This is a genomic window from Glycomyces salinus, assembly GCF_016428645.1.
GTDB classification, from domain to species: Bacteria; Actinomycetota; Actinomycetes; order Mycobacteriales; family Micromonosporaceae; genus Glycomyces; species Glycomyces salinus.
In genome coordinates, this window is the sequence record NZ_JAELXW010000017.1 from 91,294 (window position 1) to 118,075 (window position 26,782).

Annotated in this window: 24 protein-coding genes; 15 read left to right on the top strand and 9 right to left on the bottom strand. The window is 71.0% G+C overall.

Features of this window, described 5'->3' with window-relative positions; translation table 11 throughout:
* Positions 1-20 precede the first annotated feature (20 nt).
* The 4 genes from JFB92_RS07070 to JFB92_RS26500 are packed head-to-tail and all read left to right on the top strand — an operon-like array spanning position 21 to position 3,416.
* Entirely contained in the window at positions 21-755 is a 735-nt protein-coding gene (locus JFB92_RS07070; protein WP_199036406.1) for a GntR family transcriptional regulator, read from the top strand.
* The gene (locus tag JFB92_RS07075) at positions 752-1,447 is read left to right on the top strand and encodes a (Fe-S)-binding protein (protein ID WP_199036408.1); all 696 of its coding nucleotides are present in this window, start codon (positions 752-754) and stop codon (positions 1,445-1,447) included. Before JFB92_RS07070 ends, JFB92_RS07075 begins: the two co-directional genes overlap by 4 nt.
* The gene (locus tag JFB92_RS07080; RefSeq protein WP_199036410.1) at positions 1,444-2,826 is read left to right on the top strand and encodes a LutB/LldF family L-lactate oxidation iron-sulfur protein; all 1,383 of its coding nucleotides are present in this window, start codon (positions 1,444-1,446) and stop codon (positions 2,824-2,826) included. The genes JFB92_RS07075 and JFB92_RS07080 overlap by 4 nt, the downstream gene beginning before the upstream one ends.
* Positions 2,823-3,416: a LutC/YkgG family protein gene (locus JFB92_RS26500; protein ID WP_199036412.1), complete on the top strand. Its 594-nt coding sequence runs from the start codon at positions 2,823-2,825 to the stop codon at positions 3,414-3,416. The genes JFB92_RS07080 and JFB92_RS26500 overlap by 4 nt, the downstream gene beginning before the upstream one ends.
* A 136-nt stretch (positions 3,417-3,552) precedes the next feature.
* Here the strand turns inward: JFB92_RS26500 and hepT are convergent, their stop codons facing one another.
* The 3 genes from hepT to JFB92_RS07100 are packed head-to-tail and all read right to left on the bottom strand — an operon-like array spanning position 3,553 to position 5,141.
* On the bottom strand, positions 3,553-3,939 hold the full coding sequence (gene hepT, locus JFB92_RS07090; RefSeq protein ID WP_199036414.1) for a type VII toxin-antitoxin system HepT family RNase toxin: 387 nt from the start codon (positions 3,937-3,939) through the stop codon (positions 3,553-3,555).
* 47 nt (positions 3,940-3,986) lie between these two features.
* Positions 3,987-4,400, bottom strand: a complete 414-nt coding sequence (locus JFB92_RS07095) for a nucleotidyltransferase family protein (protein WP_199036416.1) — start codon at positions 4,398-4,400, stop codon at positions 3,987-3,989.
* Between the two features lie 48 nt (positions 4,401-4,448).
* Entirely contained in the window at positions 4,449-5,141 is a 693-nt protein-coding gene (locus JFB92_RS07100; protein ID WP_199036418.1) for a glycosyltransferase family 2 protein, read from the bottom strand.
* A gap of 94 nt (positions 5,142-5,235) precedes the next feature.
* Here JFB92_RS07100 and JFB92_RS07105 point away from each other — a divergent pair, with 94 nt between their 5' ends.
* The 6 genes from JFB92_RS07105 to JFB92_RS07130 all read left to right on the top strand — a co-directional run bounded on the left by JFB92_RS07105 (position 5,236) and on the right by JFB92_RS07130 (position 11,752).
* On the top strand, positions 5,236-7,341 hold the full coding sequence (locus JFB92_RS07105; RefSeq protein ID WP_199036420.1) for a hypothetical protein: 2,106 nt from the start codon (positions 5,236-5,238) through the stop codon (positions 7,339-7,341).
* Positions 7,331-7,906, top strand: a complete 576-nt coding sequence (gene dcd, locus JFB92_RS07110) for a dCTP deaminase (RefSeq protein ID WP_199036422.1) — start codon at positions 7,331-7,333, stop codon at positions 7,904-7,906. The genes JFB92_RS07105 and dcd overlap by 11 nt, the downstream gene beginning before the upstream one ends.
* Positions 7,907-8,021: 115 nt before the next feature.
* Positions 8,022-8,804 (top strand): mechanosensitive ion channel family protein, encoded by a 783-nt coding sequence (locus tag JFB92_RS07115; RefSeq protein ID WP_199036424.1) that lies wholly within the window; start codon positions 8,022-8,024, stop codon positions 8,802-8,804.
* 137 nt (positions 8,805-8,941) lie between these two features.
* A complete protein-coding gene (locus tag JFB92_RS07120) occupies positions 8,942-10,114 on the top strand; it encodes a mechanosensitive ion channel family protein (protein WP_199036426.1) in 1,173 nt (390 codons plus the stop codon).
* A gap of 101 nt (positions 10,115-10,215) precedes the next feature.
* Complete coding sequence (locus JFB92_RS07125) at positions 10,216-10,773, top strand: TetR/AcrR family transcriptional regulator (protein WP_372451590.1); 558 nt, start codon at positions 10,216-10,218, stop codon at positions 10,771-10,773.
* A gap of 73 nt (positions 10,774-10,846) precedes the next feature.
* Entirely contained in the window at positions 10,847-11,752 is a 906-nt protein-coding gene (locus JFB92_RS07130) for a hydroxymethylglutaryl-CoA lyase (protein ID WP_199036428.1), read from the top strand.
* 89 nt (positions 11,753-11,841) lie between these two features.
* Here the strand turns inward: JFB92_RS07130 and JFB92_RS07135 are convergent, their stop codons facing one another.
* Positions 11,842-12,429: a hypothetical protein gene (locus tag JFB92_RS07135; protein ID WP_199036430.1), complete on the bottom strand. Its 588-nt coding sequence runs from the start codon at positions 12,427-12,429 to the stop codon at positions 11,842-11,844.
* A gap of 189 nt (positions 12,430-12,618) precedes the next feature.
* Between JFB92_RS07135 and JFB92_RS07140 the strand changes: the two genes are divergently transcribed.
* On the top strand, positions 12,619-15,375 hold the full coding sequence (locus JFB92_RS07140) for an ATP-binding protein (RefSeq protein WP_199036432.1): 2,757 nt from the start codon (positions 12,619-12,621) through the stop codon (positions 15,373-15,375).
* Here JFB92_RS07140 and JFB92_RS07145 read toward each other — a convergent pair.
* Complete coding sequence (locus JFB92_RS07145) at positions 15,372-16,349, bottom strand: DUF2867 domain-containing protein (RefSeq protein ID WP_199036434.1); 978 nt, start codon at positions 16,347-16,349, stop codon at positions 15,372-15,374. The genes JFB92_RS07140 and JFB92_RS07145 overlap by 4 nt on opposite strands.
* A gap of 56 nt (positions 16,350-16,405) precedes the next feature.
* On the opposite strand from JFB92_RS07145, the gene JFB92_RS07150 reads away from it, so the two are divergent.
* Positions 16,406-16,999, top strand: coding sequence for a TetR/AcrR family transcriptional regulator (locus JFB92_RS07150; protein ID WP_233162529.1), 594 nt, complete (start codon positions 16,406-16,408; stop codon positions 16,997-16,999).
* Positions 17,000-17,037: 38 nt separating this feature from the next.
* On the opposite strand, the gene JFB92_RS07155 is transcribed toward JFB92_RS07150, so the two are convergent.
* Positions 17,038-18,408, bottom strand: coding sequence for an MFS transporter (locus tag JFB92_RS07155; RefSeq protein ID WP_199036437.1), 1,371 nt, complete (start codon positions 18,406-18,408; stop codon positions 17,038-17,040).
* Between the two features lie 180 nt (positions 18,409-18,588).
* Between JFB92_RS07155 and JFB92_RS07160 the strand changes: the two genes are divergently transcribed.
* The 3 genes from JFB92_RS07160 to JFB92_RS07170 all read left to right on the top strand — a co-directional run bounded on the left by JFB92_RS07160 (position 18,589) and on the right by JFB92_RS07170 (position 22,612).
* Positions 18,589-19,182, top strand: a complete 594-nt coding sequence (locus JFB92_RS07160; RefSeq protein WP_199036439.1) for an NADPH-dependent FMN reductase — start codon at positions 18,589-18,591, stop codon at positions 19,180-19,182.
* Between the two features lie 39 nt (positions 19,183-19,221).
* Positions 19,222-21,942, top strand: coding sequence for a helix-turn-helix transcriptional regulator (locus JFB92_RS26505; RefSeq protein ID WP_199036441.1), 2,721 nt, complete (start codon positions 19,222-19,224; stop codon positions 21,940-21,942).
* Positions 21,943-22,120: 178 nt separating this feature from the next.
* Positions 22,121-22,612, top strand: a complete 492-nt coding sequence (locus JFB92_RS07170) for a VOC family protein (protein WP_199036443.1) — start codon at positions 22,121-22,123, stop codon at positions 22,610-22,612.
* A gap of 75 nt (positions 22,613-22,687) precedes the next feature.
* Here the strand turns inward: JFB92_RS07170 and JFB92_RS07175 are convergent, their stop codons facing one another.
* The 3 genes from JFB92_RS07175 to radA all read right to left on the bottom strand — a co-directional run bounded on the left by JFB92_RS07175 (position 22,688) and on the right by radA (position 26,768).
* Positions 22,688-23,338, bottom strand: coding sequence for a class I SAM-dependent DNA methyltransferase (locus JFB92_RS07175; protein ID WP_199036445.1), 651 nt, complete (start codon positions 23,336-23,338; stop codon positions 22,688-22,690).
* A 424-nt stretch (positions 23,339-23,762) separates the two neighbouring features.
* A complete protein-coding gene (locus JFB92_RS07180; RefSeq protein WP_199036447.1) occupies positions 23,763-24,764 on the bottom strand; it encodes a glycoside hydrolase family 11 protein in 1,002 nt (333 codons plus the stop codon).
* 600 nt (positions 24,765-25,364) lie between these two features.
* Positions 25,365-26,768 carry a DNA repair protein RadA gene (radA, locus tag JFB92_RS07185; RefSeq protein WP_199036449.1) on the bottom strand — a complete coding sequence of 468 codons (1,404 nt, stop codon included), beginning with the start codon at positions 26,766-26,768 and terminating at the stop codon, positions 25,365-25,367.
* Positions 26,769-26,782: the final 14 nt, after the last annotated feature.

The window sequence follows — 26,782 nt, forward strand, 5'->3', positions numbered from 1 at the left end:
TATCCTATAGGATGTTCGGCATGAGCGGAACGGTGGCGGCCTCACAAAAGCGGACCTTGGCAGACGCTGCCTACACCCAGCTGAAGGCCCACATCATCCAGGGCGAGCTCGCGCCCGGCGCCAAGGTCAGCATCGACGGCCTGGCCCGCCGCCTGGAGTTCTCCCAGACCCCGATCCGCGAGGCCCTGGCGCGCCTGGAATCCGAAGGACTGCTCGCCCGCCGCCCCCTCAGCGGCTACACCGTCACTCCGCTGTTGACCGCCGCCGAACTGGCCGACCTCTACGAGATCCGCCGTCTCCTGGAGCCCTTCGCCGCCCGGCGCGCCGCCGAACGCGACCCGCTCGCCGACGCCGAAGCCGCCCGGCTCGCCGACGCCGCGCGCATGCCGACCCCGACGGTCGGACGGCTCGCCTTCACCGAGGCCGACGCCCGCTTCCACGACGCGGTCGCCCACCTCAGCGGCAGCGCCCAGCTGTCGAACGCCATCCGGCGGCTCGACGCCCACATGCACCTCTACCGCGCCTACATCGAGCCCGGCGCGATCGAGGAGACCGAAGGCGAGCACCGGGCCATCGCCGAGGCCATCGCCCGGCACGACCCGACCGAGGCCGCCGCGGCCATGCGCCGCCATCTGGAGCGGGCCCGCGACCGGCACAACGAGGCATTCCGCAACGCCGAGGCCGCCCAGACCGAAGCCCCCGCAGAACCCCCGGCCATGACCGGGCTCCCGAAACGAGGTGAGTCAACCCCTTGAGCCGCATAGGTCTGTTCATCACCTGCGTCAACGACGCGCTCTACCCGCAGACGCCGAAAGCGGTCGTGACCGTGCTCGAGCGACTGGGCTACGAGGTCGACTTCCCGACCGCGCAGACCTGCTGCGGGCAGATGCACGCCAACTCCGGATACCGCGACGACGCCGCGAAACTGGCGCGCTCCTTCGAGGAGGTCTTCGGCGGCTACGAGGCCGTCGTGACCCCCTCGGGTTCGTGCGCGGCCATGGTCCGCGACCAGTACCCGGACCTGACCGGCAGCGACTTCGGCGCCCGCGTCCTGGAGCTGTCGGAGTTCCTGCTCGACCACGCCGGAGTCGACGACGTCGGCGCCCGCTTCGAGCACACCGTCACCTACCACCCCACCTGCCACGGCACCCGCGCGCTCGGCCTGGGCGACAAGCCGCTGCGGCTGCTGCGCAACGTCGCCGGCATCGAACTGGTCGACCTGCCCGAGGCCGACCAGTGCTGCGGCTTCGGCGGGACCTTCGCCCTGAAGAACTCCGAGGTCTCGACCGCGATGCTCGAGGACAAGTGCCGCCACGCCGACCGGACCGGCGCCGAGTACCTGGCCGCGGCCGACAACTCGTGCCTGACCCACATCGGCGGCGGCATCTCCCGCTCCGGAGGGCCGCGCCCGATCCACTACGCCGAGATCCTGGCGGCCACCGCATGAGCACCGCGTTCCCGAAAGCCGCCAAGGTCGCGCTCGGCATGCCGCAGCTGCGATCGAACCTGGCCCACGCCACCGGCACCATCCGCGGCAAGCGCGCCGCCGTCGCCGCCGAACTCGACGACTGGGAGCAGCTGCGCGACGCCGCCAGCGCCGTCAAGGCCGACGTCCAGCGCCACCTGCCCGAACTGCTTGAAACGTTCGAACGCAACGCCATCGAGGCCGGGGCGAAGGTCCACTGGGCCCGCGACGGAGCCGAAGCGAACCGGATCGCCGCGCGGATCACGCGCGAGGCCGGCGCCGACGAGGTCGTCAAGGTCAAGTCGATGGCCACCCAGGAGATCGAGCTCAACGAGCACTTCGAGGCCGAGGGCCTGGCCGCGTGGGAGACCGACCTGGCCGAACTGATCGTCCAGCTCGCCGAGGACCGGCCGAGCCACATCCTGGTCCCGGCGATCCACTACAACCGCACCGAGATCCGCGACATCTTCAAAGGCCGCATGAAGGACGCCCCCGCGGACCTGACCGACGACCCGGCCGCGCTGGCCGAGGCCGCCCGCCGGCACCTGCGGCGGCGATTCCTGTCGGCGAAGGTGGCCGTGTCGGGCGCGAACTTCGCGATCGCCGAGACCGGCTCGCTGGTGGTCGTCGAGTCCGAGGGCAACGGCCGCATGTGCCTGACCATGCCCGAGACGCTCATCAGCATCGTCGGCGTCGAGAAGCTCCTGCCGAGCTTCGACGACCTCGAGGTGTTCATGCAGCTGCTGCCGCGCTCCTCGACCGGGGAGCGGATGAACCCGTACTCCTCGATCTGGACCGGCCGGGCCGAGGGCGACGGTCCGAAGGACGTCCACATCATCCTGCTCGACAACGGCCGCACCGATGTCCTGGCCGACGAGGTCGGCCGCCAGGCGCTGTCGTGCATCCGCTGCTCGGCCTGCCTGAACGTGTGCCCGGTGTACGAGCGGACCGGCGGGCACGCCTACGGGCACGTCTACCCCGGCCCCATCGGCGCGATCCTGGCCCCGCAACTGGAGCCGGGCAGGCACGACGACCTGCCGTACGCCTCCAGCCTGTGCGGGGCGTGCTACGAGGTGTGCCCGGTCAAGATCAACATCCCCGAGGTGCTGGTGCACCTGCGGCAGACCGGCCCGCACGGCGCGGGCGAGAAGGCCGCGATGGGCGCGGCCCAGGCGGTCATGGCCCGCCCCGGGCTGTGGCGGGCCGCGCTCCGGGCGGCGCGGTTCTTCTCGCGGCCGTGGCGGCGGCGCGGCTACGTGCGCAGGCTCCCCTTCCCGGGGTCGAAGTGGACGGTCAGCCGCGACCTGGGGGTGCCCCCGAAGGAGAGCTTCCGGGACTGGTGGAAGGAGCACGAGCGGTGAACGCCAAGGAGGAGATCCTCGCCAGGATCGGCCGGGCCCTGGACGGGACCGAGGAGACCGTGGAGGTCCCGCGCCGGTACCGGCGCTCCCTCGACGAGGGCACCGACGTGGTCGAGCTGCTGATCGACCGCCTCGTGGACTACAAGGCGAACGTCCACCACGGCCTCGAATCGATCGAGGCGGCCCTGGGCGAGGCGAAGAAGGTCGTCGTCCCGGCCGACCTGCCCGCCGGATGGCGCCGCGGCGGCGCCGAGTACATCGAGGACGACGCGCTCGCCACCGACGAGCTGGACGGCATGGACGCGGTCCTGACCGGCTGCGCGGCGGCCGTGGCCGTGTCGGGCACGATCATGCTCGACGCCGGACCGGCCCAGGGCAGGAGGGCGATCACGCTGGTCCCGGACCACCACGTGGTGGTGGTCGGACGCGACCAGATCGTGGGCCACCTCGCCCAGGCCCTGCCGCGGCTGTCCCGAACCGACCCGCAGACCTGGATCTCGGGCCCCTCGGCCACCAGCGACATCGAGCTGCAAAGAGTAGAAGGAGTCCACGGCCCCCGCCGCCTCGACGTGGTCATCGCGGACCTGTAAGACAAAGGCCATCCCTAACCCCCACCCACCCGGGGATCCGCAGGATCTCCCCGATCCTGCCCGAGGGGTCCGACAAGAATCCGGGCCGAGCAGCCTCAAACGGTGAAGACGCCACTCGAAAGAATGAAGAGCGACTTCATTCCGGGCCGGCCACGAATTTCGCGATGCTCCTGATGTACTCGCGGTAGCCGCTGAGGGCCATCGGGATCGCGGCGGCCAGCACTTCGGTGTCGGTCTCCAAGTACTCGTGAACCAGAACATTCCGAAGGCCGGTGCTCGGCCTGAGGTTCGCCGCCAGCGCCGGTGAGATCGCGCCGGTACGAGCAGCCAGGTCGAACGATTCGCGGTAGCTTTGGGCGCCCGTCCCCAGACGGTTGGCGGCGAGATACTGGTTCACCGAAACGGCGATATCGACTACCTGGGTGACAATGCGCTCCACGGCGAGGCGAACGATGTCGTCGGGCATCCGATCCGCCATGTCCTGTGGCGCGATCTCCTCAAGGCGATCGAGCAGCTGGCCCATCAACTGGAGGCGACGTGCCACGATCGCTTGGGCCCCTTGCGAATCAGTCATTTCGCCATCAGTCTCAAACTCAGGTCGCGCATCGGCGCGGTCTCGGCGAATTCGGTCAAGGCCGCCATGAGGACTTCCACATAGCGTCCCGGGGTGTGTTCATAGAGGGGGATCGTGCCGAGGAGCGCTTCGCGCCGTGCGACCGGATCGGCTCGGTTCAGGACCATCACGTCGATGTCGCAGGGGCCGGTCACTTCGGCGAATGCCTCGTAGAGATCGAGCAGCGCCAACCGGGATCGCCCTCTGCGGGTCGAGACCGCTATGTCGAGGTCCCTCGGGCTCGCCGCGCCCTTCGCCGTTGAGCCGAACACCACCACCAGGTCGAGCCCGAATCGGTCGCACAGCGCCTCGAGCCGGCCGCTCTCGGCGGCCGCCTTGAGCCGAGCCAGGCCCTCCTTCGGCGAAGTCATGGCTTCACCTTAGCGGCAGCCCGGCGGTCAAGGCAGCGGACTTTCCGGTCAGCGCTTGCGGCGGAGGCGTTCGCGGCTGAGCAGCCACAGGGCGTGGACGCCGTCGGTCCAGGTGATCTTCTTGCCGTCCTCGCGACTGCGGGCGGTGTAGGAGATCGGGACCTCGAAGGGCCGGATGCCCCGCTTGAGGAGCTTGGCGGTCAGCTCGGCCTCCATGCCGAAGCCGGTCGAGCGGATGTTCAGCTCCCGGTACAGCTCCCGCGGCAGCAGCTTGTAGCAGGTCTCCAGATCGGAGATGTAGGAGTTGAACAGCACGTTCGCCGCCAGTGTGATCCCTTTGTTGCCCATGACGTACCAGAACGAGTACGCCGAGTGGGACCCGAAGGTGCGCGAGCCGTAGACGACCTCGGCCTTGCCGTCGAGGATCGGCGCCAGCAGCTTCGGCAGGTCGTCGGCCTCGTACTCGCCGTCGGCGTCGAAGACCACCACGTAGTCCCCGCTCGCCTCCTTGACGGCGGTGCGGATCGCCGCGCCCTTGCCCTTGTTCCGATCATGGCGCACCAGCTGCACCCGCGCCTGGTCCTGAAAGGACTGGAGTGCCTCCCACGACCGGTCGCGCGAACCGTCGTCGACCGCGACGATCTCGGTCTCGCAGGGGAAGTCCACCGCGAGGAGCTCCTTGAGGGTCCCGGTGACGAGGCGTTCCTCGTTGTAGACCGGAACCAGAATCGACAGCAACACTTGGAGCTCCATGACGAGTGATCGAACAGGTCTCGTAACCATAACGCGTTAACGTCGGGAAGGCATCGGCCGATCGGTCGTGTTGAATGAAGCCGTGCTACTCGTCCCGTGGCTTCTGGTACTGCTGCCCGCCCTGGCCTACGCCCTGCGCCCGCTCGAAGGCTCCGTGGTCGCCCCGATGCGCCTGGCCGCGGTCCGCGCGGCCGTGCTCCTGGGCGCCTGGGCCATCGCGACCGTCGAGGCGGCCTCCGCCCTCACCAGGCTCGGCACCGGCCTCGTCCTCGCCTCCTGGTCGATCGCGACCGCCGCGGTCACCGCGGCGGTCCTGACCCGCATCGTCCGCGACGTCGCCCCCGCCGAGGGCTCCCTGACCGACCGGCTGCGCGGCCGCCGCGGCGCCACCCGCCGCACCTGGCGCCGCACCAAGTCCGCCGCCGCCGCGGCCCCGGCCTGGCAGTGGGCGCTGGCGTGCGTCGTGGTCATCCTGTTCATCGCCGCCGGAATCCTGGCGGTGTCCTCCTCCCCGAACAACTTCGACTCCCAGACCTACCACCTGCCGCGCATCGAGCACTGGGTGCAGAACGGCTCGGTCGAGGCGTACGCGACCGCCATCCACCGGCAGGTCGACATCTCCCCCGGCGCCGAGTACCTGCTGACCCACCTGCGGCTCCTGGACGGCGGCGACGGCGCCTACCACCTGCTCCAGTACTTCGCCGCCGCCGGCTGCGCCGTGGCCGCCTCCCGCATCGCCGCCCAGCTCGGCGGCGGCCCGCTCGCCCAGCTCGCCACCGTCTTCCTGATCGCCACCACCCCCGAGGTCCTCCTCCAGGCCTCCAGCACCCAGGTCGACCTCGTCGCCGCCGCCTGGGTCGCGTCCCTGGCCACGGTCGTCCTCGACGAGTTCACCCGCCCGTCCACACCGCTGGGCGCGCCCGCGCCGCCGGCCTCCGAGGCGCTCTACCTCGGCCTCGCCCTCGGATTGATCGCCGTCACCAAGTCCACCGGCCTGCTCGCGGCCGCCCCGCTCCTGCTGGCCTGGGGCATCGGCCGCCTCGTCCGCGACGGACGCCGCCGCAAACCGTGCCTGTGCGGCAGGGGCCCCGAGCAGTGCTCGCGCGCCGACCGCTCCGGCGCGACCGCCGCCCGCGCCCGCACCGTCGCCGCCTCGGTCGCGATCCTCGCGCTCGCGGTGGCGATCGTCGGCCCCTTCCTGGCGCGCATGCACGCCACCTTCGGCCACCCGCTCGGCCCGGAGATGCTGCGGACCTCGATCGGCACCGACACCGCCGACCCGCGCCTGATCCTGATCAACCTGCTGCGCATCGCCCACACGGCCCTGGACACCCCGTTCGCGCCGCTGTCCGAGGCCGGGGCCGCCGCGATCCGCGGCCTGGCATCGGCGATGGGCGTCGACTCCAACGACCCGGCCGTCACCTTCGTCGGCACCGAGTTCCCGGCCGCCTCCTGGTACCCCGACGAGGACCGCGCGGCCTTCCCGCTCACCGGAGCGGCCATGATCGGAGCCCTCGCCTGGTTCCTGTGGAAGGGCCCGGCGCTGCGCCGGACCTACGCGGCGTGCCTGGGGCTGGCGTGGATCGCCGTGGCCGCCTCGGTCGCCTGGCAGCCGTGGATCAACCGCCTGGTCATGTTCCTGGTCGTCCTCGGCGCGCCCGCCGCGGGCGTGGCCGCCGCCGCGCTCGCCCGGCACCTGGTCGACCACCGCCGCAGGGCCGTGGCCTGGACGCTGCTGGGCACCTTCGCGGCCACCGCGTCCCTGGCGGGCCTGCTGACGGTCGCCTACGGCTTCCCGCGCCGCCTGACCGGCGCCTGGTCGGTCTTCACCGTCTCCGACCTCGAGGAGCGGTTCATCCGCCGCCGCGAATGGTTGCCGCAGTACGAGCAGGCCGCCGCGGCGGTCGCCGACTCCGGGGCCGAGACGGTCGGGATCGTCCAGGGCAACGACTCCTGGGAGTACCCCTGGTGGATCCTCCTGCCCGACGGCACGCGCCTGGTCGCGCTCGAATCGGTCGTCCCCGGCCGCCCGGGGGCCGATCCCGGTTCGGTCGACGCGATCGTGTGCGCCGAGGACCTGGAAGAGTGCGCCGACCTCGTCCCCGGCGACTGGGACCTGGTCGAGCTGGGCACCGTGGCCTACGCGCTGCCGCCCGACGAGGCGTTAGCCTGGCCTCATGCTGCTTAGCGACCGCGACATCTCCGAGGCCGTCAAGAACGGCAGGATCGGCATCGAGCCGTTCGAGCCCGACCTGGTCCAGCCTTCCAGCATCGACGTGCGCCTGGACCGGCGCTTCAGGGTGTTCAACAACCAGAAGTACACCCACATCGACCCCGCCGTCCGCCAGGACGACCTGACCGTCGCCGTCGAGGTCGCCCCCGACGAGCCGTTCGTGCTGCACCCCGGCGAGTTCGTGCTCGCCTCCACCCTCGAAGTGGTCACCCTCCCCGACGACCTGGCCGCGCGCTTGGAGGGCAAGTCGAGCCTGGGCAGGCTCGGACTGCTCACCCACTCCACGGCCGGGTTCATCGACCCCGGCTTCTCCGGGCACGTCACCTTGGAGCTGTCGAACGTGGCGAACCTGCCGATCACACTGTGGCCGGGCATGAAGATCGGGCAGCTGTGCGTCTTCCGCCTCTCCAGCCCCGCCGAGCACCCCTACGGCTCGCAGGTCAACGCCTCCCGCTACCAGGACCAGCGCGGCCCCACCCCCAGCAAGTCCTGGCTCAAATGGCGCACCTGGCCCACCTGACTCTCCTGGAGCGCCGCCCCGGCGGCCGCGCCGGTCCCTCGCGTCCTGTCCCCGCCAAGGAGGATAAAAACCGGAATACGCCGTATACCAGACCTATCTGACTTACGCTGCGGACATGGATATCACGCAGAGTTTTCAGAACATGCTCGATGATGTGGTGCAATTCCTGCCGCGCGCGGCGGCCTTCCTGGCGATCCTCCTCGTCGGCTGGTTCGTCTCCAAATGGGTCGGCAAGCTCATCGGAAAGCTGCTCGCCAGGGTCGGCCTCGACCGCCTGGGCGAGCGTTCGGGACTGCGCCGCTTCACCGGCAAGTTCGAGATGAGCGAGCTGTTCGGCAAGCTCATCTACTACATGCTGCTGCTGTTCACGCTCCAGCTGGCGTTCGGCGCCTTCGGGCCCAACCCGGTCTCGGACCTGCTGACCTCGCTGGTCGCCTGGCTGCCGCAGCTGTTCGTCGCGATCCTGATCCTGGTGGTGGCCTTCGCGGTCGCCAACGCCGTCTTCGGGCTGGTCAGCGGGGTCCTCTCCGATGCCTCCTACGGCAAGACGCTGGGCCGGATCACCCAGATCGCGATCGTCTTCGTCGGCGCCGTCGCCGCCGCGGGCCAGGCCGGCATCGCCGACACGGTGACCACCCCGATCCTGTGGACGGTGCTGGCCGCGCTCGCGGGCACGATCATCGTCGGCGTCGGGGGCGGCCTGATCGGCCCGATGCGCGAACGCTGGGAGCGGATGCTCAACAGCGCCGAGACCGAGACGGCCCGGATGCGCGAGGCCCGGCAGACCCGGCAGGACCCGGCCGACCCGATGGCGCAGACGTACTCCTCGGAGCGCTACGGCACCGGCTCGGACATGCAGGCCGAGGGCGAAAGGGAGCGGCACGACACGGAGATGTAGCGGTGTCGTTGCGGTACAAGCAAAACTGAAGACGCTGCTCGACGGCCGGCCGCGTTCCGGGGCTTCGGAACGCGACCGGCTTCCCTTCGGGGCAGCAGACGTGTGCACTGCTCGTCACTGTCGATACCCTGTACTCTATGCACAACCTCTCCCCCTGGTTGGTCATCGTCTCCGTGGCCCTCCTTTCGGCGGCTGTCGTCAGCCTCGCCCGGCTGCTCGTGAAGTGGCTGCTGCTGCGCCACGCCTCCGAACGCTGGTCCAGCGTCATCGGCAAGGCACTGCGGCCGGCCCAGTTCATGGCCGCCACCGGCGGCGTCCAGATCCTGCTGTTCGTGATGCGCAACGACACGGACTGGGGTCCGGGGGCGGACGGCTGGAACTCGAACCTGAGCCAGGGGCTCCTGTTCGGCACCGTCGCCAGCGGTGCCTGGTTGGTGTCCAACCTGCTCAGCATCGCCAAGACCCCGTTGCAGGAGCGCTGGGGCTCCCTCCAGCAGGACGATGTGGACGGACGGAAGCGCCGCACCCAGGTCATCGTCATCTACCGGCTCATCTCGGCCGGGGTGTGGCTGATCGCGGTCGGCATCGTCCTGTTCAACATCCCCGAGCTGAAGGCCCTGGGCACCACCATGCTCGGCGCGGCCGGCCTCGCTGCCGTCATCGCCACCCTCGCCGCCCAGACGATGCTCTCGAACCTGTTCGCGGGCATGTCGCTGGCCTTCGGGGACGCGGTGCGCCTTGAGGACGTGGTCGTCATCGAGGGCGAATGGGGTCGGATCGAGGAGATCACCCTCTCCTACGTGGTGGTGCGCATCTGGGACGAGCGGCGCCTGGTGCTGCCGACGTCCTATTTCAAGGACGCGCCGTACGTCAACTGGACCCGCAACAACCCGCTGGTGCTCGGAACGGTCAAGATCGACGTCGACTGGCGGCTGCCGGTCGGGGAGGCCCGCGCCGAACTGCGGCGCTTCCTGACCAACAACCCGCTGTGGGACGGCCGCAAGTCCGGGGTGATCGTGCTGGACGCGACCGGCCCGTACATGCAGCTACGCCTGCTGGTCTCGGCGTCCAGCCCTTCCGACCAGTGGGACCTGCGCTGCGAATCGCGCGAGCACATGATCGCCTGGATCGTCAAGGAGCACCCGCACTGCATTCCCCGGATGCGGGTCAACAGCTACCAGTCGCTCATGGACGTCCGCACCGGCGGCGTGCCCGGCCAGCAGAGCGAGAATGTCGCCGACATGGAGGCCACGGAGATCCAGGCGCTGCTCAACGAGACGCCCCTGGACCACCACCGCCGTCGGGATTGAGGGGTACTCTTGCGCCGGTGAACTTCGATGCAGACGGTGCCGGCGATCGGCTCGCGAACTTCGCCGACAACGGCCGCGCCGGCTCGAAACGGCGCCGCGAGATCCTCGACGTAGCGGTGAAGATGCTGGCCAAGCACGGATACCACGGCGTGTCGATGGACGACATCGGGGCGGCCGCGAACATCACCGGCCCGGCCCTCTACCACCACTTCAAGGGCGGCAAGGAGCAGATGCTCGCCGACGCCCTCATCCCGGTCTCCGAGCGGCTCCTGGTCGGCGGCCGCCACTTCGCGTCGCTGCACTCCGACTCGCCGCGCGCGGCCCTGGAGGCCCTGGTCGACTTCCACCTGACCGTCACGGTCGAATCGCCCGAGATCGTCATCCTCCACCTGCACGAGCTCGACCGGCTCCCCTCCGAGCCGCGCCGCCAGGTCCGGCGGCTCCAGCGCCTCTACGTCGAGGAATGGGTGCGGGTGCTGTGCGAGCTGACCGCCGACCTCAAGCCCGAGCAGGCCCGAGTCATCGCGCACGGCGCGTTCGGCCTGCTCAACTCCACCCCCTACCTGGCCCTGGGCGAGGAGGTCGGCCCCGACGAGGTCCGCGGCGTCCTCAGAGAGGCCGCACTCCGCGCCCTCACGGCGACGCGCGCGGAGCCGTAGATTAGGAGATTTCCCGCATAGTGAGATACGCTCGCTCTGTGCAGCAGGCTTCGCCGCGGCAGGAGGTGGCACCATGACCCAGCCCGACCAGGTCTCCATCAGGGAGGTCGGCCCCCGCGACGGCCTCCAGAACGAACCGCCCGTGCCCGCCGAGGACAAGGTCCGCCTGATCGACGCGCTCTCCCGCACCGGCCTGGCCCGCATCGAAGCGGTCAGCTTCGTCCATCCCAAGGCGATCCCGCAGATGGCCGACGCCGACCGGGTCTGGGCCGAAGCCGAGAAGCACCCCGGCATCCGCTACAGCGCCCTCGCCCCCAACCTCAAAGGCGTCCAGCGGGCCCTCGACGCCGGATTCGCCGAGATCGAAGTCGTCGTCTCTGCCTCGCAGACCCACAACCGCGCCAACGTCGGCCGCGCCACCGAGGAGTCGGTCGCCGAGTTCGGCCCCATCGCCGCCCTCGCCCACGAACGCCTCGCCAGCGTGGAGGCCATCATCGCCACCAGCTTCGGCTGCCCCTACGAAGGCGACGTCGACCCCGCCCGCGTGGCCGCCATCGTCGACGCGGTCACCGAGGCCGGAGCCGACCGGATCGCCTTCGGCGACACCACCGGCATGGCCACCCCCAGGCGAGTCGACGACCTGCTCGACGCCGTCGACACCGACCTGCCGGTCCTCATGCACTTCCACGACACGCGCGGCACCGCCCTGGCCAACGTCCTCACCGCCCTCGAAAGGGGCGTCACCGAATTCGACGCCAGCGTCGGCGGCCTCGGCGGATGCCCCTACGCGCCCGGAGCCTCCGGCAACGTCGCCACCGAAGAGGTCGTGCACATGCTCCACGACATGGGCATCGACACCGGCGTCGACCTCGACGCGCTCATCGCCGTGGCCGAGACCGCCCAGGACCTGGTCGGCCGCCGGCTCGACTCGGGCGTCCTCTGGGCCGGGCCCCGGACCCGCCTGACCCCGAAGCCGTGAACGAAACGGGCCCGAGCGGCCGAAACCGCTCGGGCCCGTCCGGGCGCCGGTCACAGGACGGATCGCGGAACGGCGCCCGGATGCCGGTCTCACCTCCGAGTACCCGGCAGCCTCTCCGGCTCGTGCGGCGCGTGCTCGGCGAACTTCCAGGTCGCCAACAGCCCGGCGATCACCAAGAACCCCAGCACCGCACGCCAGCCGAAACCGGGCACGATCGCGCCCGCGCCCGCACCGGCCGCCAACGCGGCCGCGACCGCCGGCGACGACGTCAGCGCCGGGCCCGCCCCCAGGTCGGCCAGCACCCGGTGCGACGTCGCCGCCGCCAGCCCGGCCGAGACGCCCATCGCGGCCGCGGCCGCGAACAGCATCGGGAAGTTCACCGACAGCGCCGCCGCGAACGCGGCGACCGTCAGCACCCCCAGCGCGAGCGTCCCCGCATAGCGCGGCCGCATCCGCACGCCCTGCGCCAGATTCGCGGCCGCCACCAGTCCGAACGCGAACGCCCCCAGCGGCCACAGCCGCGCCGCCGGCGCCGTCTCCATCGCCGTGGCGATATCGGTCGACAGGAACGCCAGCACGGTCCCCGAGGTGAAGGCGGCCGCCTGCGCTCCAGTCGCGGCCACGACGGCGGCACGGGGCTTCACGGCCGTCACCTCGATCTCAGTCGTCGAATTCATGCCCTCGAAGCTAAGCGCGCCGAACCCAAGGGACGTAGGTCGAATGACCGGCCGCGCCGACTGGGATCGACCCGGTAGCCCGGCCAGGTAGCCCCCGGCCCGGTCGACCCCAGTCGAATGACAGATGCACCCGTCGGACCTCGCGGTTACCCTGGGAGGAGTCCGCTGCCCGCTGCGGAAGGAGCCGCCGTGAACACCCCCGCCCGCCCCGCCGCGACGGCCCGGACGATCCTGTACGGACGCGACGCGGAACTGGACACCATCCACGCCCTCCTCGACGGCGCACGCATCGGCCACGGCGGCGCCCTGGTCGTCCGCGGCGAACCCGGCATCGGCAAGTCCGCGATCGCCGACGCCGCCGTCGACCTGGCCGACGGCTTCACCGTCCTGCGCACCCTCGGCGTCGAAGCCGAGCACACCTGGTCCTACGCCGGACTCCAGATGCTGCTCCACCCGCTGCTCGACCGCATCGACCACCTCCCGGCCGCCCAGGCCGAATCCCTGCGCACCGCCCTCGGCATGGGCGAGGGCGCCGCCCGCGTCCAACGCCTCCAGATCGGCCTGGCCGTGCTCAACCTCCTGGTCGACGCCTCCGCGCAGCGCCCGGTGTACGTCGTCATCGACGACGCCCACTGGCTCGACCGCGACTCCACCGACGCCCTCCTGTTCGCCGCCCGGCGCCTGCCGACCGAGTCGATCGCGATGGTCCTGATCGTCCGCGACGGCTTCGCCCCCGACTTCCCAGCCCCCGGCGTCCCCGAGATGACCCTGGGACCGCTCGACGACGAGGCGTCCCGGGCGATCCTGGACACCCGCTCCGAGGCCGTCCCCTTCACCAGCCGCGACTGGATCCTGCGCCTGTCCGAAGGCAACCCGCTCGCGCTCCTGGAGCTGCCGGCGGCCGACCACGAGGACCCCGTCCACACCATCGACGCCTCCAACAGCCGCTACTCGACCACCTCCCGCATCAAGCAGGCGTTCACCGAGCGCATCATCGCCCTCCCCGAGGCCACCCGCACGCTCCTGCTGGTCGCCGCCGCCGAGGAGACCGGCGAGACCGCCGTGATCGCCGAGGCCGCCGAGCGACTCGGCGCGAACCTGACCGACCTCGAACCGGCCGAGGTCGACGACCTGGCCCGCTACCACCAGGGCCGCATCGAGTTCGTGCACCCGCTGATCCGCTCGGCGGCCTACCACTCCTCGCCGCGGGCCCGCCGCATCGAAGCCCACCGGGCCCTGTCCGAGGCGTTCGGCGAAGGCGACATCCGCCACGCCCGCCACCTGGCCGCGGCCACCACCGGCTTCGACGAGAAGGCCGCGGCCGCCCTCGAATCCATCGCCTCCTACGAGGCCGAGAGGGGCGGCTGCGTGGCCGAGATGGCCGCGCTCGAACGCTCCGCGTCGTTCACGCCCGACCCGAACGAGCGGGCCCGCCGCCTCGTGGACGCCTCCCAGACCGCCTACGCGGCCGGGCTCGTCGCCAAGGCCGTCGAACTGGCCGAGCAGGCCGAGCGGCTCACCGAGGACCACGTCCTGCTGGCACGCACCGCACTCATCCGGGCCACCATCATGTCCTGGGCCGGGAACGCCGGCGCGTTCGAAGTGTGGATGGAATCGGCCGAGCACTACGCGGCCGGCGGCCACGAGAACACCGGCTACCCGCTGCTGCGCGGTGTCTGGAACGCCTGGGAGACCGGCGACTTCGGCAAGGTCGAGTACGCGAACGAACTGGCCACCCGCTTCGGCGGCTCCAGCAACACCTGGGCCAAGCGCCTGGCGCGGGCCGCGGCCGGGCTGAACCGGCGCCCGCAGGTCACCGCCGGGGAAGCCGTCGACGCCCTGCGCAGCCTCTACGACTACTACCAGCCCCTCCACGACGACTTCCGCCGCTTCGACCAGGTCCTGGCCGCGCGCTGGCGCCTGCTGGCCGGAGACGTCCCGGCCGCGCACGCCGCCGCCGGCGAGAAGGTCCGCGACTGCCGGCAGACCGGTGCCACCAGCCCCCTCATCCAGGCCCTGCTCGTCCAGGCCCAGACCCAACTGCACTACGGCCGCTACGCCGACGCCCAGGCCGCCGCCACCAGCGCCATCGAACTGGCCGCCGAGACCGACGACCGCCGCGCGCTCATGCAGGGCCGGGTGTGGGTGCTGCTGCCGATCGCGGCCATCCGCGGCGAGGAGCGCCACTGCCGCGAACTGATCGCCGCCGCCATCGAAGACGCCCCCGAGGACTCGGTGATCCCGGCCGACACCGCCCTGGGGCTGCTGGACGTGGGCGTGGGCCGCTACGAGGCCGCGTTCGACCGGCTCCGGCGCCTGGTCGAGGGCGTCACCCCCATGGAAGTGCTCCAGCAGGTGCCGTCCCTGGTCGAGGCCGCCTTCCGCACCGGGCGGATCGGCGAGGTCAAGGAGGCGTTCGACTGGTTCGCCGACTGGGCCGACGCCACCGGCCGCCCCTACTGGGAGGCCCTGGTCGAACGCTGCCGCGCCCTGATCGCGGCCGACGCCGAATCCGGGGCCCACTACGCGCGCGCGGTCGAACTGCACCGCGCCGACGACATCGACCCGTTCGAGCGGGCGCGCACCGAACTGGTCTACGGCGAATGGCTGCGGCGCGAACGGCGCATCAACGAGGCCCGCGCCCACCTGCGCGAGGCCACCGAGGTCTTCGAGCGCCTCGGCGCGAACCCGTGGACCGAGCGCGCCCAGGCCGAACTGCGCGCCGCCGGCGACTCCTCCGCGATCGAGTCCGGCGGCCCGGACCTGGCCGAGCGCCTCACCCCGCAGGAACTCCAAGTGGTGCGCCTGGCCGCCGAAGGGCTCACGAACCGCCAGATAGGCGAGCAGCTGTTCGTCAGCCCCCGCACGGTCGGCTACCACCTCTACAACGCCTACCCGAAACTCGGCGTCTCCTCCCGCACCGAACTGGCCAAGCTCAACGTCTAGGCCCGTCGCCGTCCGCTCGGGGACGCCTCGGAGACGAACGCCCGGTGGGCGCGCGCGAGCATGGACCGGACGACGACCGGATGCAGCAGGCGGACCGGCAGCAGGTAGAGGCGGCCTCGGCGCCGCTTCGCGCGCGCGATCGAGGTGACGGTGACCGCGTGCTCGGTGACGTGCACCGACACACGGAAGTCGAGATGGTCGGCGTCGGTGCCGAGCAGCACCTCGTCATCGGTGCGCTCCAACGTCTCGAAGGCGGATCCGTCGTCGCGCTCGATGCCGACGAGGCCGACGAGTGCCTGCCGCAGCGCCAAGAGCGCGCCGACCCACCGGGGAGGCCGATGGAAGACCGCTTCAGCCCAGGCCTGCGGGTCGTCGGGGAGGCGCCGGTGGTGGGGAACGGCGTAGGCGTCGACCAGGTCGATTCGATCACTGCCGCCGTACCGGGAGATCGTCCGGCGGGCCAGGTCCGCGCCCGCCGGGATCGGGACCCCGCGGGGACGCGCCGCCTCCGCGCGCTGCATGAGCCGGGTCAGGGGCGACCATCGCGCGGGAGCGCGGACGGTGCCGGTGGCCTCGCGTTCCGCGTTGTCGAGCAGGTCCTCGACGACGGCGTCGTGCGCGCGGATCAACAGCGGTTGCACGAGGCGCAGCAGGCCGCGCGTCCGGCAGGCCAGCAGGTGCTCGACCCTCGTGCCCTCGCCCGAGGGCGCGACGGTGAGCTCATGGTGGCCGTCGATGCCGCAGGCCGGGTCGAACGTGAAGCGCACGCGGCGGCCGGGTTCGTACTCGGTGACGCGGTAGCGGATCGAGCCGTGCCCGCCGGAGGCGCCGACCGCGAGCGGGCGGTCGAGCCTCATCGGGGTCCACGCGGGCGTGGGCCACAGGCGGTCGTCGTGCCCGCCGAGCCCGGACAGGAGCGCGGACACGGAGTCGACAGGGGCATCGAACTCGCGGATATGGACGTTGTGGATCATCCCGCACCTCGGCAATTTCCATACGCGACCGTATGGTCACCTCCATACGGTACCGTATGGAAGTGACCCGGCAACGTGGAAAGGCCCGCCTGCAGGCGGAGGACTGGGCGGCGGCCGCGCTGCGCGCCATCGAAGCCGGCGGTCTCGAAGCCGTCGCCGTCGAGCGGCTCGCGAGGGAGCTCGGGGCGACGAAGGGCAGCTTCTACTGGCACTTCGCGAACCGGCGGGCGCTCGTCGAGGCCGCGATGGGCCGGTGGGAGCAGGAGCAGACCGACGCGGTGATCGACGCGATGCAGCGCATCGAGAGTCCGGCCCGGCGCCTCGACGAGCTGCTCGCCGTCGTCCTCGAGCACCGTGTCGATCCGCTCGAGGTGGCGCTGCTCGCCGCCGTGCAGGATCCTGTCGTGGGCGACGCCGTCGCCCGTGTGACCGGGCGCCGGATCGACTACGTCGCGTCGCTCTACCACGCGACCGGTATGGGCGAGGACGCGGCCTACAGTTCCGCCGTGACGGCCGTCGCGGCGTATCTCGGGAACATGCAGCTCGCGCACGCGGCGCCCGCGACGCTTCCGACCGGAGACCGCTGGGCGGCCCACCGCGACCGGGTCCGCGAGATGCTCGTCGACCGCCCGGTCGCGGACGCGACCTGACCTCCGGCCGCAACCCGATCTGCCGGCCTCGGGTTCGCTCACCGCTTCCCGGCGCGGTGGGCGACGACCATCGCGACCGCGCCGAGGACGGCCACGCCGGTCAGGACCGCCGCCGACAGCCGGTAGCCGTCGACCGGGCCCGCGCCCAGCCCCCAGGCCAGGGCGGCCAGGACGGGACCGAGGGACGAGCCGATGGTGCGCGTGGTGGCCATGAACGCCCCGGCCGTCCCCGCCTGCTCGGCGGGCGCCGCCGCGAGCAGGTAGGCGTTCACGGGCGCGTTGAAGACCCCGAACAGCATGCCCAGCGCCGCGACCCGCACGCCGATGCCGAGCACCGAGGTGGACTCACCGACGAACACCAGCGGGACCATGCCCGCGACCACCAGCACCGCCCCGGTCAGCGACACCCGGCCGGGCCCGTAGCGGTCGGCCAGCCAGCCCGCCAGCGGCGTCGTGACCGCCAGACCCCCGATGAACGTCATCAGCACTGCGCTGACCAGCGCCGGGCTCACCTCCTGGACGTCGGTGAGCAGGAACGGCAGGCTGAAACTCTGCAGCCCCGTCACCGTCGCCATGAGCACCAGCGACAGCAGCGCTCCGGCCACGGCCGGGTTCCGCATCAGCGCCAGCGTCGGCGCCGAGGCCGGCAGCCGCGTCCACGCCGCCGCGAGCGCGACGCTGAGCGCCAGGACCGCGGCGGCGAGCCACGGCGCCGAGTCGACGTACTCGAAGGCCAGCAGGAACGCGAAGATCGCCCCGCCCGACGTGGCCAGGTCGGCCAGGACCGCCCGGTCGGGCCGCGGCAGACCGGTGCCGTCGCCGGGCACGGTCCGCCACAGCCAAACCGTCGCCCCCGCGCCCGCGACCGCGAAGATCCAGAACAGGCCCCTCCAGTCGAAGACGGCGACCGCCAGGCCCCCGGCCCCGACCATGCCCATGCCGCCGACTGTCATCAGCAGCGTGATCACCGACAGCGCCCGGCCGCGGGTCCGCTCGGGCGCGGCGAGGGTGACGATCCGCCCGGTCATGCCGAACAGCAGCCCGCCGATCAGAGCCTGCGCGGCGCGGGCGGCGATGAGCAGGCCGAAGTTCGGGGCCAGGGCCGCGGCCACGGAGAACACGGTGAGCCCGGCCATGGAGAAGACCGAGACCGCGCGCAGGTCGGCCTTGTCGGCGAGCCGCCCGGCCGCCATCGCGACCGCGCCCATCGGCAGCGCGTACGCCAGCAGCACCCAGGCGGTGGCGGCCCCGCCCACTCCGAGGTCGGTGCGAATCGCCGGGAGCCCCACCGACACCCCGGACATGCCCCCGGCCACCACCAGCTGCGCGAACCCGACCGCCAGGACCGTGGACCACCGGGTCCGTTGCGCGGTAGTCGGCGTCGCCGACGTCATCGGTGTCTGTGTCATGGGCCGAACGGTATGGCCGCGGCGACCGGACCTGCATCCGTCGACCGACTGGAAGCGGCGACTGAACGTCGCGGCCCGCGCTTCCAGTCGGGCTACAGTCGTCCGACAGATGCCGCGACAGTCGCCCCGTCCGTAGCTTCGACCCCGCAAGAGGCTCCGAAGCGACGAAATGAGGCAGCGATGTCCGAGAATCTGAAACTGGCCGTCATCATCGGCTCGACCCGCGAGGGCCGCTGGGGTCCGGTCCCGGCCGCGTGGGTCGCCGAGCAGGCCCGCGAGCACGGCGCCTTCGACGTCGACCTGGTCGACCTGGTCGAGGCCCAACTGCCGCAGTACGTCACCGAACAGGACCTGTGGTCGCGCCCGGGCCAGCCCAGCGAGCCCGTCGCCACCCTCGGCGAGCGCCTGCACCGCGCCGACGCGTTCGTCGTGGTCACACCCGAGTACAACCACTCCTACCCGGCCCAGCTCAAGCACGCGGTCGACTACTACATGCGCGAATGGCAGGCCAAACCGGTCGGGCTGGTCTCCTACGGCGGCGGCGCCGGAGGCGTGCGCGCCGCCGAGCACCTGCGGCAGATCTTCCCCGAGGTCCGGGCGACGACCATCCGCCACTCGCTGGTGTTCCCGATGTACTGGGAGAAGTTCGACGAGAACGGCGACTACACCGGCTTCGCCGACACCGAGCCGTACGCCAAGCAGTTCCTCGACGAACTCGAATGGTGGGCCCGGGCCCTGGTGAACGCCCGCAAGGAAGCCCCGCTGCCCGCCTGAGACCGGGCACGGACCGAGGGCGGCGCTATCGTTGCAACCGTGCTTCACGGACGCGCCGACGAGACCGCCGCCCTCCAGACCGTCCTCGACGACGCCCGCGCCGCTCGGGGATCGGCCCTGGTCGTGCGCGGCGAGGCCGGCATCGGAAAGTCCACTCTGGTCGACGAGGCCCTCGGCGGCGCCGAGGGCTTCACCACCCTGCGCTGCGTGGGCGTCGAAAGCGAGCACACCTGGGCGTTCGCCGGACTCCAAGCGCTGCTGCGGCCCGTGCACGGACTGATCGAGACCCTCCCCGGCTCCCAGCAGTGCATGCTCAGCACCGTGCTCGGCCTGACCTCGGCCGACCCGGCCAAACGGCCGCCGGCCGACCTCAGCTTCGGCGTCGGCATGGCCGTCCTCAACCTCCTCTCGGAGGCCTCGGCCGAACACCCCGTCCTGTGCGTGGTCGACGACGCCCACTGGCTCGACCGCGAATCCGCCGACGTCCTCCTCTTCGCCGCCCGCAGGCTCGGCGCCGAACGCGTCGCCATGGTCGTCACCGCCCGCGACGGCTACGCCCCGCACTTCCCCGCCCCCGGCCTGCCCGAACTGCGCCTCGGCCCCCTCTCCGACGAGGCCGCCCGCCGGATCCTCGGCGACCGCTTCGCCGGGATCTCCACCTCCACCCGGCAGCGCATCCTCCGCGCCGCCGGGGGCAACCCGCTCGCGCTCCTCGAACTTCCGCCGGTCGACTTCGACACGCGACCGGCCACCGCCTTCGGCGGGAGCCGGCACTCGACCACCGAACGGCTCAAGCAGACCTTCGCCGACCGCATCGACCGGCTCCCGACGACCACCCGCGACCTGCTGCTCCTGGCCGCCGCCGAAGACACCGGCGACACCGGCGTCATCCTGGCCGCCGCCGCCAAACTCGGCGCCGGACTCGAAGACCTCGCCCCCGCCGAAGCCGACGACCTCATCGCCTACCGGCAGGACCGCTTCGAATTCGGCCACCCCCTCATCCGCTCCGTCGCCTACCGCGGCGCCCCCTCCTACCGCCGCATCGAAGCCCACCAGGCGCTCGCCGCCGCCATAGACCCCGACGACCGCCGCCGCGTCCTCCACCTGGCCGCCGCCACGACCGGCCCCGACGAGGACATCGCCGCCTCCCTCGAAGCCGCCGCCGAATGCGCCGCCGGCTGCGGCGGACACACCGTCGAATACTCGGTCCTCGAACGCGCCGCCGGGTTCTCGCCCGACGACGCCGACCGGGCCAGGAGGCTCACGCGCGCCGCCGAGGCCGCGCTGACGGCCGGAGACGGCCGCAAAGCCGGCGAACTGGCCGCCGCCGTCGCACTCCACGCCAGGGACCGGGCCGTCCTGGGCAGGGCCACGGTCGTGGCCGCCACGGTCGCCACCTGGAGCGGCCGGACCCGCGAGGCATACCGGCTGTGGATGGAGGCCGCCGACCACTACGCCGCCGCCCGACCCGAAGCCACCGGCGCACCGCTGTTCCGCGCGGTCGAGCACGCCTGGAAATCCGGCGACGTCGCCGGAGCCGAGGCCGCCGCCGAACGCGCCGAGCGCCTCGGACTCGAACACGCCCCATGGGTCCGCGACCTGGCCGCGGCCGCCGCCGGACTCAACCGCTCCTGCTCCTACACCGCCGCCGACGCGGTCGCGGCCCTGCGCCGCCTCCTCGACATCCACAACCGGCACAGCGCCACGCAGTCGCTGATCGAGCGCACCATGACCGTCTGGTGGCACGTACTCACCGGCGACATGGACGCCGCCCGCGCCGAGATCGCCGAAGTGGTCCGCGAATGCCGCGAAGCCGGAGCCTCGGGCGCGCTGCCCAGGGCGCTGGTCATCAACGGCGTCACCGAATTCCACAAAGGCCGGTGGAACGACGCCGAGGCGTTCGCCGCGAACGCCGTCGAGATCGGCGGCGAACTCGGCCAACGGGTCTGGCTCCAGTTCGCCCGCGCCCAGGTCCTCGGACCCATAGCCGCCCTGCGCGGCCAGACCTCACGCGTCCGCGAACTGACCGAGGCCACCGAGGACGGACCGGAGGGCCCGGTCGGCACGGCCGGACCGCTGCTCGAATTCAGCTTGGGCCGCTACGATTCCGCGCTCGACGGGTACGCCGCGATCCTCGAATCCGAGGTCCCCGGCGACGCGATCACCCACGTGCCCACGGCCGTCGAAGCGGCCGTGCGCGCCGGGAGGCCGCAGCGCCTGGCGGCGTTCCTCGACTGGTACGCCGACTGGGCGGCCGCGACCGGCAAACCGCACTGGGAGGCCCTGCTCGAACGCTGCCGGGGCCTGTTGGCCGAAGACGAGACCGAGGCCGGGGCGCACCTCGCGCGCGCCGCGGACCTGCACCGCCGCGACGACAAGTTCCCGTTCGAGACCGCCCGCACCGACCTGCTGCTGGGCGAATGGCTGCGCCGGGCCCGCCGCGTCAACGAGGCCAAGACCCGCCTGCGCTCGGCCGTCGAGGTCTTCGAGCGCCTCGGCGCGGCCCCGTGGGTCGAACGGGTCCGCGCCGAACTGCGCGCCGCCGGGGACGCCGGGCCGATCGAGTCCGAGCCCGGTCTGGCCGAGCGGCTGACGCCTCAAGAGCTGCAAGTGGTCCGCCTCGCCGCGAACGGCCTGACGAACCGCGAGATCGGCGAGCAGCTCTACATGAGTCCGCGCACGGCCGGGTACCACCTCTACAAGGCCTACCCGAAACTGGGCGTGGCCTCCCGCACCGAACTGTCGAAACTCGGCCTTTGACGGTCCCAACCCCAACCCCAACCCCAGCCGCAACGAAACGACAGAGTTCACCGCAGCGCCGAGGGCGGTGATCGAACAGCAATACCGATCCCCGCACCTACCCAACCCAAACTACTGGAACAAATCATTCCGTTCTGATATGATGAGAGGAAACCACCGCCCGAAGGAGAGAGTCCTGATGACGACGAAACCCGCCCCGATCCCCGACGGCTACGGCACCGTGACCCCCTGGATGGTCACCGAGGACACCGCCGGACTGCTCGACTTCCTCAAGGCGGCGTTCGATGCCAAGGAGCTGGGCCGAGTCGAGGGACCCGAACCCGGCGGCATCGGCCACGCCGAAGCGCGTATCGGCACCTCCATAGTGATGATGTTCGACTCCCCGTTCAAGGTCGAGACTCCTGCTCTGCTACGTCTCTATGTGGACGACGCAGAGGAGGCGATCCGGCGCGCGGTCGACGCCGGCGCGGCGGTGGTCACCCCGGTGACCGACGTACAGGCATGGGGAGACAGAGTCGGCAGGGTGAGAGACCCCTTCGGGAACCTCTACTGGCTTCAAGAGCGCGTCGAGGAGGTCGACCCCGCCGAGGTTCCCGAGCGCTTTCAGGACCCGAAGTACGTCAAGGCCATGGAGCAGACCCAGGTGATGGAGGCCCCAGGCATGGTGTGAAGCCCGAAGCCCTCGGGCTCGATTCGGAGATCGGTCGCGCCCGAAGGGCGGGGCCGGAAGCAGCGGACCGGGACGTCAAGGGATCCTGCGGGCGAGGAGATGCGCGTGGTGGAAACCGCGGACCGCATCCTCGCCCGGGGCCTCGACGAGCCGGGCGACCTCCTCGAAACCGGCGCGCTCCAAGAGCACGGTCACGCGGGGAATCGAAAGGCGGTAAGCGGTGGTGACCCTGTGGTCGAACGCCCAGGCAAGCTGCGAGTCGTCCTCGTGTGCCGTGAAAGCGACGAGCAGGTGACCGCCCGGGGCGAGGACCCGGTGGAACTCCGCGAAGACCTCGGGGAGCGAATCCGGCAAGACATGGATGATCGAGTAGCGCGAAAGGACACCGCCGAGCGCTCCGTCCCCGACCTCCAGCGCAGACATCGAACCTTCGACGAACCTCAGCTCGGGATGCTCCCTCCGGGCGATCGCGAGCATCCGCGGCGAGAGATCGATCCCGAAGGCATCCAGGCCGAGATCGCGCAGATGCGCGGTGACGTGCCCGGGCCCGCAGCCGACATCGGCCACCGCACCCGATTCGGTCGCCCGCGCGAGCTCCGCAAACGCCCCGATCATCGCCCGGTCGAAGACCTGCTCCGGAATCGAATCGCGAAAGGTCTCGGCGTACTGCTCGGCGACATCGTCATATGCCGCTCGGGTGTCGTGAAGGATCTCCGATTCGCCCATGGCCGAGCACGATACACCGACCAACCCGAACCCCTATCGGGGCGATTTGTGGTGATATAACCCGAAGGTATCCACAGATAGGACACTATCGAGAATAGATCTCACCAGTTATCCACAGGCGCAGAAGTTTCTCTTGCGGGCTTGCGTGGTGCGTGTCAATGTCATATGGAAAAAACGGCAAGTTGGTTCGGTCCTGGCACACGAGCTGAATTGCCCTCTCGCAGGATCGGTGGCGAGGACGGAGGAGATGTCCCGGGAGCCACCATCACAAGTCCGCGCGCGGGGCGCCCCGCGCGCGGCTCCTGCGAGGGACCCGCGGGTAGATCGCGGGCGGGCGGCACCCAGCCGCCCGCCCGCACCCACCCCGCAGGTCCAGAGGTCACGGCGTCTGCGAACACCGCGCCGAGAACCCACGGGGCGTCGGCTAACTGCACGAGACGCTTGGCCAGTTCCAGTTGCCGTTGTGCCGGATCGTGAGCCCGAAGTTGTTTCCGCTGCCGTTGGGAGTGCAGACCATCCGCTGGGAAGTCGGCCATTCGGCGTTGCAGCTCCAGTAGGCGATGGTCTCGGCCGGAGACGGCACGTCCAGGACGACCCTCCAGTTGCTGGAACCGGAGACCGAGACGTTGAGGTTGTAGCGGTCGCTCCACTGCTGGCCGGCCGAGAGCGCGGCCGTGCAGGCGCCGCCTCCGCCGCCGTCGTCACCCCCGCCGCCATCGTCCCCGCCGCCTCCGCCGGTGGAGTCGACGGTGATGTTGGAGCTTCCGTTGCTCTGGTAGCCCTCGGTGGCCATGATCATGTAGTAGTTGAACGAGCCCAGGTTCATGCCGTGCTGCGCCCAAGCGTCGAAGTGCGCACCGGTATCGATGGTGCCGCTGCTGCGGTGGTTGCGCCGGACGCTGAAGAACTGTTCGAAGGTTGTGTTGCCCTCGACCGAAGGCGCGTCGTACCTCATGGCGTGGACGAGGTCGTATTCGCTGCCGTCGGCGTAGAAGGAGCCGCGGGTCTCACCGCTGCTGCTGGGGTTGTAGGGGCCGTGGGACTCGACGATGTAGTACTCCACCAGCGGGTTCGCGGTCCAGCCGTAGAGGGCCAGGTAGCCGTTGCTGCCGTGGTTGACCCAACCGTCGTAGTTGATGGTGCGGCGGCCGCCGTTGGCCCAGCCCTTGCCGCACACGAAGTTGTTCGTGCCGCTCCACTGGGTGGAGTAGTTGCCGCCGGAGCCCATCGTCATGGAGACACTGCCTTGAGTGTCGGTCCAGAACGAGTAGTAGTAGCCGTCGTGGGTCCCCTCCTGGTTGGTGGTGATGGTCTGCTGTGCATTGGCGGTTCCGGGCAGCAGCAACGCCGACGAGCCGGCGACGAGTGCGCCGGCGCCGCCGAGCAGCAGACTGCGGCGGCTGACCGGGGGTTTGTCCTTGGACATGTTTCCTCCTTGAGCAGGCTGGCAGGAAACCAGCGGGCGTTGCGCGGCTTCGGCGGTCGAGCGGTGGCAAGGCCTTGGGCCGCCGCGTGCCGACCCCGTGCGGCGCACTGGTAATCGGCCGACCGTCACGGTCGGGACGGCCGGTGGTCGGAGCCGCGGGCGCGGTCCCGATCGACACCTATCGATGTCTTTCAGTGGACTAATTATGGGTGTGACACTGATGGCTGTCAATACTTTCCGGAACTTTATCGGAAGATTTTTCGTGCAAATGGGACCACGGTGAGTGCTATATTCCAGCACTAATCGGTCACTGTGGGGGTGAATTGGACTAGATGAGAGGCGAGCTGGGGGTGGATTGATGTTGGACATTATCGGAAACTTTCGGAGGGTTTCCGAGTGGAATCGTCCGGGCCAGCGCAGTAGCTCGCGGGCAGCACCTCGGCCCAACATCGCTCCATCCGATGCGTTGGCACGCGGAGTCCTTCGAGTTTCGAAGGGCGGGTCGGACCGGGCAGGGCTCGTCAGCCCCGCCGGGCCCCGACGCGTTGGCACGCGGAGTCATTCGAGTTTCAGAGGGCGGGTCGATTCGGCCGGAGGTCGTCAGCCCCGCCGGGCCCACGAGCGGGCCGCGGCCTGCTTGGCGTCGTTCACCGTCTCGACCTCGATCACCTCGATCCCCGTGTGGCGCTCGGAGACCGAGCCTCGCGGGACGATCGCGGTCTTGAAGCCCAGCCGCGACGCCTCGCTGACGCGGCGATCGGCGTTGACCGTGCGCCGCACCTGGCCGGTCAGACTCACTTCGCCGATCGCCGCCAAGTCGGCGCTCACAGCGATCTCCTGCTCGGCGCTCACCAGCGCCAGCGCCAGGGCCAAATCCGAGGCCGGTTCGCGCACTCGGATGCCGCCGATCGTCGTCGCGTACACCTCCCGGTCCAGCAGCCGCAGGCCGCCGCGCCGGGTCAGGACCGCCAGGACCATGTTCAGCCTCGCCTGGTCGAGCCCGGAGACCGTGTGCCGCGGGATCGCACCGTCCTTCACGGACTTGCCGACGAGCGCCTGGATCTCGACCGGCACCGCCCGGCGGCCCTCCATAGTGACCGTCACGCACGTGCCGGGCGTCGGCTCCGATGGCGCGTCGTCGAGGAAGAGCCCGGACGGGTCGGCGAGGGAGACGATGCCGTCCTCGGCCATCTCGAAGCAGCCGACCTCGTCGGCCGGGCCGAAGCGGTTCTTGACCCCGCGCAGGAGCCGCAGCATCGAGTGCCGGTCGCCCTCGAAGTGCAGCACCGTGTCGACCAGGTGCTCCAGGGCCCGGGGCCCGGCGATGTTGCCCTCCTTGGTGACGTGGCCGACCAGGATCGCGGCCATGCCTCTGGCCTTGGCCTCGGCGATGATCGCACTGGCCACGGCCTTGACCTGGGTGACTCCACCGGGGACGCCGTCGGTGTCGCCGGCGAGGACGGTCTGCACCGAGTCGAGGATCAGCAGGGACGGCTTCACGTCCTCGATGTGGCCGAGCACGGCGCCCAGGTCGGTCTCGGAGGCGAGGTAGAGCTCCTCGGACAGGCAGCCGGTGCGGTCGGCGCGGCGGCGCACCTGCGCGGCCGACTCCTCGCCGGTCACGACCAGGGCCCGGCCGTAGCCGGCCTCGCCGAAGCGGTGCGCCACTTCGAGCAGCAGCGTCGATTTGCCCACGCCCGGTTCGCCGGAGATGAGGGCGACGCCGCCGGGGACGAGCCCGCCGCCCAGGACGCGGTCGAATTCGCCGATGCCGGTCGGCAGGCTCGCGGCCTGTTCGGAGGAGACGGTGCCGATCCGCTGCGCCGGGGAGGCCGGGCGCCTGACGGCCGCGCCGGGGGCCGCGGGGGAGGCGGCCTGTCTGGGCGGGGCGACGGTCTCCTCCATCGAGCCCCACTCGCCGCAGTCGGGGCACTGCCCGACCCATTTGGGGACGCGGTGGCCGCAGGCGGCGCAGGCGTATGAGATGCGCTGGCTTTTCGGCATGGCGCAAGCCTACG